8 protein-coding genes are annotated in these 7513 nt (G+C 67.7%); 1 reads left to right on the top strand and 7 read right to left on the bottom strand.

Annotated elements, in window-relative coordinates; genetic code table 11:
* Positions 1 to 117: 117 nt before the first annotated feature.
* Complete coding sequence (locus ACFXBC_RS02605) at positions 118 to 1224, bottom strand: branched-chain amino acid aminotransferase (RefSeq protein ID WP_385017813.1); 1107 nt, start codon at positions 1222 to 1224, stop codon at positions 118 to 120.
* 227 nt (positions 1225 to 1451) lie between these two features.
* Complete coding sequence (locus ACFXBC_RS02600) at positions 1452 to 2492, bottom strand: 3-isopropylmalate dehydrogenase (RefSeq protein ID WP_385017810.1); 1041 nt, start codon at positions 2490 to 2492, stop codon at positions 1452 to 1454.
* 140 nt (positions 2493 to 2632) lie between these two features.
* Here ACFXBC_RS02600 and ACFXBC_RS02595 point away from each other — a divergent pair, with 140 nt between their 5' ends.
* A complete protein-coding gene (locus ACFXBC_RS02595; protein WP_385017807.1) occupies positions 2633 to 4231 on the top strand; it encodes a purple acid phosphatase family protein in 1599 nt (532 codons plus the stop codon).
* 164 nt (positions 4232 to 4395) lie between these two features.
* Here ACFXBC_RS02595 and ACFXBC_RS02590 read toward each other — a convergent pair whose 3' ends face one another.
* The 5 genes from ACFXBC_RS02590 to ACFXBC_RS02570 all read right to left on the bottom strand — a co-directional run bounded on the left by ACFXBC_RS02590 (position 4396) and on the right by ACFXBC_RS02570 (position 7355).
* Positions 4396 to 4533 (bottom strand): hypothetical protein, encoded by a 138-nt coding sequence (locus tag ACFXBC_RS02590; protein ID WP_385017804.1) that lies wholly within the window; start codon positions 4531 to 4533, stop codon positions 4396 to 4398.
* 269 nt (positions 4534 to 4802) lie between these two features.
* Entirely contained in the window at positions 4803 to 5759 is a 957-nt protein-coding gene (locus ACFXBC_RS02585; RefSeq protein ID WP_385017801.1) for a hypothetical protein, read from the bottom strand.
* A 68-nt stretch (positions 5760 to 5827) separates the two neighbouring features.
* Positions 5828 to 6508, bottom strand: coding sequence for a hypothetical protein (locus ACFXBC_RS02580; protein WP_385017798.1), 681 nt, complete (start codon positions 6506 to 6508; stop codon positions 5828 to 5830).
* A 70-nt stretch (positions 6509 to 6578) separates the two neighbouring features.
* Positions 6579 to 6905: a hypothetical protein gene (locus ACFXBC_RS02575; protein ID WP_385017795.1), complete on the bottom strand. Its 327-nt coding sequence runs from the start codon at positions 6903 to 6905 to the stop codon at positions 6579 to 6581.
* Positions 6906 to 6941: 36 nt separating this feature from the next.
* On the bottom strand, positions 6942 to 7355 hold the full coding sequence (locus tag ACFXBC_RS02570; RefSeq protein ID WP_385017792.1) for a hypothetical protein: 414 nt from the start codon (positions 7353 to 7355) through the stop codon (positions 6942 to 6944).
* Positions 7356 to 7513 lie beyond the last annotated feature (158 nt).

Here is a 7513-nt window from a genome sequence, read left to right as displayed (position 1 = left end):
CGTCTGCCCCTGCCCGCCGCTCCTCGTACCGGCCGTCGCCGCCGTTGCCGTTTTCGTGGGGGGCGCCCGGGTGCGGGGGGCGGGGGGGCGGGGGCGGCCCCCCGGGAAGAAGAAAGCTCACCCCAGCGGATGCATCCACCCGTGCACGTCCTCGCCGATCCCCCGCTGAATGTCCAGCAGCGCGGCCCGCAGGGCCAGCGTGACCTCCCCGGGCGTCCCGTCACCCTGCGTCCACTCGCCCCCGGCCGACTTCACCGTACCGACGGGCGTGATCACCGCCGCCGTACCGCAGGCGAAGACCTCGGTGAGCGAGCCGTTCTCCGTGTCACTGCGCCACTGGTCGATGGAGACCCGCCCCTCCTCCGCGTCGAAGCCGAGGTCACGGGCGACGGAGAGCAGCGAGTCACGGGTGACGCCCGCCAGCAGCGAGCCGGTGAGCCGCGGCGTGACGATCTTCGGCTTGCGGCCCTCGCCGCCCCCGTACACGAAGCACAGGTTCATGCCGCCGAGTTCCTCGACCCACTTGTGCTCGACCGCGTCGAGATAGGCGACCTGGTCGCAGCCCTGGCGGGCGGCCTCGGCCTGGGCCAGCAGGGACGCGGCGTAGTTCCCGCCGGTCTTGGCCTCGCCCATGCCGCCGGGCACGGCCCGCACCCGGTCCTCGGACAGCCAGATCGAGACCGGCTTGACGCCGCCCTCGAAGTAGGCGCCGGCCGGCGAGGCGATCACGATGAAGAGGTACTCGTTGGCGGGCTTCACACCCAGACCGACCTCGGTGGCGATCATGAACGGACGCAGATACAGGGACTCCTCGCCGCCGTGCGCCGGAACCCACGCCTTGTCCTGCTGGACCAGCGCGTCGCAGGCGGCGAGGAAGGTCTCGACCGGCAGCTCCGCCATGGCGAGGCGGCGCGCGGAGAGCTGGAAACGCCTGGCGTTGGCCTCGGGGCGGAAGGTCGCGACCGACCCGTCGGGCTGGCGGTAGGCCTTGAGGCCCTCGAAGATCTCCTGCCCGTAGTGCAGGGTCATGTTCGCCGGGTCGAGGGAGAGCGGCGCGTACGGGACGAGCTGGGCGTCGTGCCAGCCGCGTCCCTCCGTCCACTTGATGGTCACCATGTGGTCGGTGAAGTGGCGGCCGAATCCGGGGCGGGCCAGCAGCGCCTCCCGCTCCGCGTCGGACAACGGGTTGGATGAGGGCTTGAGCTCGATCGGGAGCGTCGTCATGAGTGGTATGTCCTTCACCGGTTGTGTGTGACGGACCGCGCTCACGCCACTACTAGGACGTCCGAGCTTCCCCACATACCGCGGCCCCACGTCCGATTATCGCTCGTGGGTGGCCGCGGATGAAAGGCGTGAATGCGGTCCAGGCTTCGATGGTCGCACCCGGGACCGCAAAACACAGCCGCCGGGTGTCTGGGAGACCCGGCGGCTGTGGTGTGTCAGTCGACGGGTCAGCCCGCTACTCGTACCGCGAGCGCGTCGCCGATCTCATCGGTCGTACGCGGCTGGGTACCGCGCTCCGCCAGGTCGGCGGAGACCGCGTCCTCGATACGGGCCGCCTCGGACTCGTGGCCGAGGTGGCGCAGCAGGAGGGCGACGGAGAGGATCGTGGCCGTCGGGTCGGCCTTGCCGGTGCCCGCGATGTCGGGCGCCGAACCGTGCACCGGCTCGAACATCGACGGGAAGGTGCCCGTCGGGTTGACGTTGCCGGAGGCCGCCAGGCCGATGCCGCCGGTCACGGCAGCGGCGAGGTCGGTCAGGATGTCGCCGAAGAGGTTGTCGGTGACGATGACGTCGAAACGCTCGGGCTGGGTGACGAAGAAGATCGTCGCGGCGTCGACATGCAGATAGTCGGTGGTGACGTCCGGGAACTCCTGGGCCACCTTGTCGAAGATGTTCTTCCACATGTGGCCGGCGTAGACGAGGACGTTGTTCTTGTGGACCAGCGTCAGCTTCTTGCGCGGGCGCGCCTGGGCCCGCGCGAACGCGTCCCTGACGACCCGCTCGACGCCGTACGCCGTGTTCACGCTGACCTCGGTCGCGATCTCGGCGGGCGTACCCGTGCGGAGGCTGCCGCCGTTGCCGGTGTACGGGCCCTCGGTGCCCTCACGGACGACGATGAAGTCGATGTCCGGGCGGCCCGCCAGCGGGGTGGCCGTGTTCGGGAACAGCTTCGAGGGGCGGAGGTTGACGAAGTGGTCGAAGGCGAAGCGGAGCTTGAGCAGCAGGCCGCGCTCCAGGACGCCCGACGGCACGGAGGGGTCACCGATCGCGCCGAGCAGGATGGCATCGTGCCGCTTGAGGGACTCCAGTTCGGCGTCCGGGAGGGTCTCACCCGTGCGGTGCCAGCGCTGGGCGCCGAGGTCGTACTCCTCGGTCTCCAGCTTCACATCCTGAGGAAGGACCGCGTTCAGGACCTTGAGGCCCTGGGCCACGACTTCCTGGCCGATGCCGTCACCGGGGATCACTGCGAGATTGAGGCTGCGAGACATGACGGCACCCTACTGCTCGTCCCAGGGGATGACATGCCGTGTCCAGTATCCGGACAGGTGATCTGCTGTACGGGCGCCGTTCACCCGTACGGCATCCGTAGGGCAGGAGGGCGTCAGCCCGGCCGGGCACCTTGTCGGCCATGGACACACCTCGCTTCGGTATCCCCGAGAAGCTCGCAGGCCGGATGAGCATGGCCGAGCAGCACGAGTATCTCCGCACCCGGCTCAGCCGGCGCGGAGTGCTCCGTACGACCGCCGCGGGCGCCGCGGTCACCGTGGCCGGAGCCGGCACCGCGCTGGGTGCGCCCTCCGCGTACGCCGCGCCCGCCCGGTCCGCGCAGGCCGCGCCCGCGCACAGCCCCGCCCATTCGGCACCGGCCGTCGACGGGGCGCTGGTCGCGCCGTTCGGCCGGCATCTCGCGTACGGCGCCGACCCCCGGACACAGATGCGGGTCTCCTGGCAGGTCCCGTTCGCGGTGAAGCGGCCTTACATCCGGATCGGCACCTCGCCCTGGGACCTGAGCCGGAAGATCGGCGCCGAGGTGCGGCATCTGACGACGCCCAGCCTGAACAGCGGCAAGATCGCCGCCGCCGAGCAGTTCTACGTGCATGCCGGACTCGACCGGCTGCGGGCGGGGACGACGTACTACTACGGGGTCGGGCACGACGGGTTCGACCCGGCCGACCGCCGCAACCTGGGCACGCTCGGCACCTTCCGCACCGCGCCGTCCCGCGCCGAGCCGTTCACCTTCACAGCCTTCGGCGACCAGGGCGTCAGCTACCACGCACTCGGCAACGACCAGCTGCTCCTGGGACAGAACCCGGCGTTCCATCTGCACGCGGGCGACATCTGCTACGCGGACCCATCGGGCTCCGGCCAGGAGACGGACACCTACGACGCGCGCACCTGGGACCAGTTCCTGGCCCAGACGGAGACCGTCGCGAAGACGGTGCCGTGGATGGTGACCACCGGCAACCACGACATGGAAGCCTGGTACTCCCCCGACGGCTACGGCGGCCAGAACGCCCGCTGGACCCTGCCGGACAACGGCCCCGACCCGGTCAACCAGCCCGGTGTCTACTCGTTCGTGCACGGCAATGTGGGGGTCGTAGCGCTGGACGCCAATGACGTCTCGTACGAGATCCCCGCCAACTACGGCATCAGCGGCGGCAAGCAGACCCGCTGGCTCGACCGCCGTCTGCGCGAACTGCGCGCCGACCGCTCCATCGACTTCGTGGTGGTCTTCTTCCACCACTGCGCCTTCTCGACGACGAACTCGCACGCGTCGGAGGGCGGGGTGCGCGAGGAGTGGGTACCGCTCTTCGAGAAGCACCAGGTGGACCTGGTCATCAACGGCCACAACCATGTGTACGAGCGTACGGACGCGATCCTGCGGAACAAGGTCGCGCGCAAGGTGCCCATCGGCGAGCGGACCGACCCGACGCGGGACGGCATCGTGTACGTGACCGCGGGCGGCGCGGGCAAGTCGCTGTACGACTTCCCGGCCCCCGACAGCTACGAGGGGCACCTCAACGAGCAGGAGAGCGTGCCTACTTACCACTGGGTCAAGGGCGGCGCCAAGGCGACCGAGACCGTGGAGTGGTCGCGGGTGCGCTACACCGGCTACTCGTTCCTCGCGGTGGAGGTGACGACCGGCCGGCAGGCGGCGCTGAAGGTCAGCGCGCTCGCCGAGTCGGGCGAGCGCATCGACCACTTCGAGATCCGCCGGGGCCACTGACCACAAGGCCGGCAGCCCCGCGAGACCTTCACCGCCGCCTCGCCTGCGCCACACATGACCGCCCTGTTCCCTGGGGCACAGGGCGGTTGTGTGGGCACCGGCACCGTGCGTCGCGCTCAGCCGTGCCCGGAGACACGTGAGGGGCCGGCCGGGGACCGGTGGGATCAGTGCCCGGTGGAGCCCCCGTTGTCACGGCGGTCGAGTGCGCGCTGGAGGGCGGCTGCCGCGTTCTGGCGGTCGGACTCGCCCGAACGAGCGGCGCGGGCGGTGTGACGGACGCGGCGGACTGTCGTCTCGGCCATGGTGATCGACTCCTTGAAGCAAGAGGGATATCGATGCGCCGGAGGGGGCGGGGAGCGGGCGCCGCAGGGGTTGCCTGCTTCGGGCGCTGCTCACGACCGCCAGTCGCTGGGTCGAGCGAGACGTTCGGCTTCTTTCACGTTAGGGGAGCCGGTCCTGCCTGTCTGCACAATTACTCGGACTTCCTACTATCTGAGACGCGATCAAGGAACGGCGCAGAGCGCGACGCCCGCACGACCGGCCTCACGACCGGCCTCACGACCGGTCTCGGTCAGCGGTTGACGGCCTGGATTTCCTGCACCTTGATGGGCTGATCGTCGCCGTACGCACCGTCGGGAAGGGTGCCTCCCGCGCCTCCGCTCCCCGTCCAGCTGATCTTCCAGGTGGCGGTGGACCGCAGGTTGAAGGTGCCGCCGCCGGACGAGCGCTGATAGACCACCCCACAGGGCGGGGTCCGGTCGGCCTTGCCCGGCGCATAGGCCTCACCGATGGAACCGTGGACGACGGCACACCGGCCGGACGCCGGGAGTACCTGTGCGTCATCGGTGCCGGGGTCGAGGCTCAGCGAGTCCGCCCTGGCCGTGGTCGTCGCCTCGGCGTGGAAGCCGCCGACATCGAGGGAGGCGGTCACCGAAATCGGTTTGAAATCAGCCTTGTTCAGCCATGCCCAGGTCGGCAGGTTGACCTTGCTGGCACCGGCCGGGGCAAGACTGACCTTTGTCCCGGGAACCTGCATCTGCTGATAGGCCAGCCCGGCGAGCGTCTCGGGCTTGATGGCCTCGGGAACGTCGGGGGTCTCCCCGTTCTTGACCCAGAACGGGTCCCTGTCGCACTTCATCTGATCGGCGAGTGAGGCGTCGTCGTTGTACTGGGGCCCCCACCACATCCCCTCTTTCTCCTTGTCGATGTGGTAGTTGTCACCGGCGTACTGCTGGTTCTCGTGTGAGATGTCCCCGCGGACATCACTGGGGAGATCCGGGTCGTGAACGGCCGAGAAGTAGACGCCCTGCCGGAACTGCTGGAATTCGGTGGCTGACCACTCGGGCGCGTACCAGCAGGCGGGCGGCGTCCAGTTGGAGTCGGTGGACGCCAGGGGGCCTGCGTTGCCTCCGCTGCTGCCGGATGAGCTGTACTTGATGGATACCTGGGCGGCGATGGTCTGCTTGGGGCCCTTGGTGCCTTGGGAACCTGTAGTGGCCTTCCCGGCCGCAGGGTCCACTCCCGCCATGGCAGGATCACTGGCCAGCAGCAATGCTGAGACACACACCGTCGACACTACGAGCAGCCTGCGCACCTTCACCCCCTGCACTGAGTCGCGTCGCCCTGTACCTTGATTTCCTTGGCGCGCCAGAGTCCCTTGTTTGTCGCCGACGGCGTCATCCCGACCTGCCAGAAGGTGTAGTCACTGACACTCTCCGTGGTCCGGTGAGTTTTACCGCTCTTCACTTCCTTGCTATAGAACTTGCTGTCGTTGTCGCAGAATGTAGCCACGGCACTCTTTCCCCCCTTCACCAACTGAACCTTGGCACCGGTGTAGCGCCCCACCCCAGTCACGGTCAGGCCAAGTTCGATGTTCTTTGCGATCTGCTGCTTCGCATATTGCTGCGCGGGGCTTTGGTACTCTGAATAGAATTTGTAGGCGGAGTTATTCGCGTCCTGTTTCGTCACCCCGTACACAATGGAACGAACGAAGTTCTCGGCATCCGCCAGCGCTGCCTCCTGATCCGCATCGGACAGGCTCGTCCTGTCGAAGACAAGGCTGACGTCCGAGGGCAATTTCATCACCGGGCGGTCGATGCCGGACGCCTTACTCGGCGGAGGTGAACTCGGCGCCGCGGTCTTCTTCGCTCCCCCGTCATCCGCACCGGCAATCTTGTCGTTGTCCGACCCCTTGTCCCCACCCCCGCACCCGCTAAGCAACAGGGCAGCTGCCGCGGCGAGGGACACGGCGGCGGGCAGGACACGACTGCGGTTCACTGATAACTCCCGGTGAGGCAAGGGTTCTTCGGGTCTGGGGATCGTACTAGGACCGGCACTCCGCAGGGGCTCAGCCCATCCGCCCGGCGAGAAACCGCCGCTCGGTGTCGGCCTCGGCCTCCGTGACCTCCTTGGGGTGAGCGGCGCGCTGCCGCTGCACATCCGCGAGGAAGCCATGCGCCTGCCTGGACAGATCGGTGTTGGCTCCGTGCAGGTCGCTCCCCCAGGCCCGCGCGTTCTTCCCGACCCAGACTTCGCCCTTGCCGCCGGCCATCTGCTTGTCGGCCGCCTTGAGCGCGTCCGCGACGGAGGCGATGCCCTTGGACACCTCCTTGCAGAGAGCGTCCAGCTCCTGCCAGACAGGGCTGGGGACCTTCTTTTCCGACTTGTCAGCCATAAAGCCCTCCGCAGGCGTTTCGCGATGTCGACCGATTCACGACGAGGAATCCGGATCCGGAAAGCCAGAAGGAACCGGGGAGGCAGCAGCGTCCTTCGGGTCGTACTTGTCGCTCGACTGGCTGCCGTAGTCGCGGAGAAGCTCCTTCTTCGCATTCCCCACCGACGTACACGCACTTCGCGTCCACAGCGAGAACCGCGGCCCTTGGCCGGCTTCTCGTTGAAGGAATACGACCACGAGTGTCACGCCATGCGCCTTGGCCGAATAGGCCTTCTTGCCCGATGGGCGAAGATTCCAGCCCGCATCGCTCACTTTCTTCTGCAGTGAAGCCAGGAAGCTTGCATCACTTGCTTTCTGCGACCCCTCCACAAGAGGGGAATAAATTTCATACATGACCGATTTATCAACGCTGCCACCCGTACACTCAGTGAATCGACCGGATGCCGTCATACCCTCCTCCCCTACGGCACGGTAGATTTTCCAATACGATTCAGCTACCGGACGACGGGTCCGCCCCGCCTCTTTCTTACCGTCCGCAGCACTCGTCGAACCCCCTCCACATGCACTGAGGAGCGACGCGAGCGCCACAACCGAAACCCAGAGACTGC

This window comes from Streptomyces sp. NPDC059398, from assembly GCF_042751845.1.
Lineage (GTDB): Bacteria > Actinomycetota > Actinomycetes > Streptomycetales > Streptomycetaceae > Streptomyces.
The sequence above is the reverse complement of the archived record's forward strand: the minus strand, read 5'-3'. Positions and strand labels throughout refer to the sequence as shown.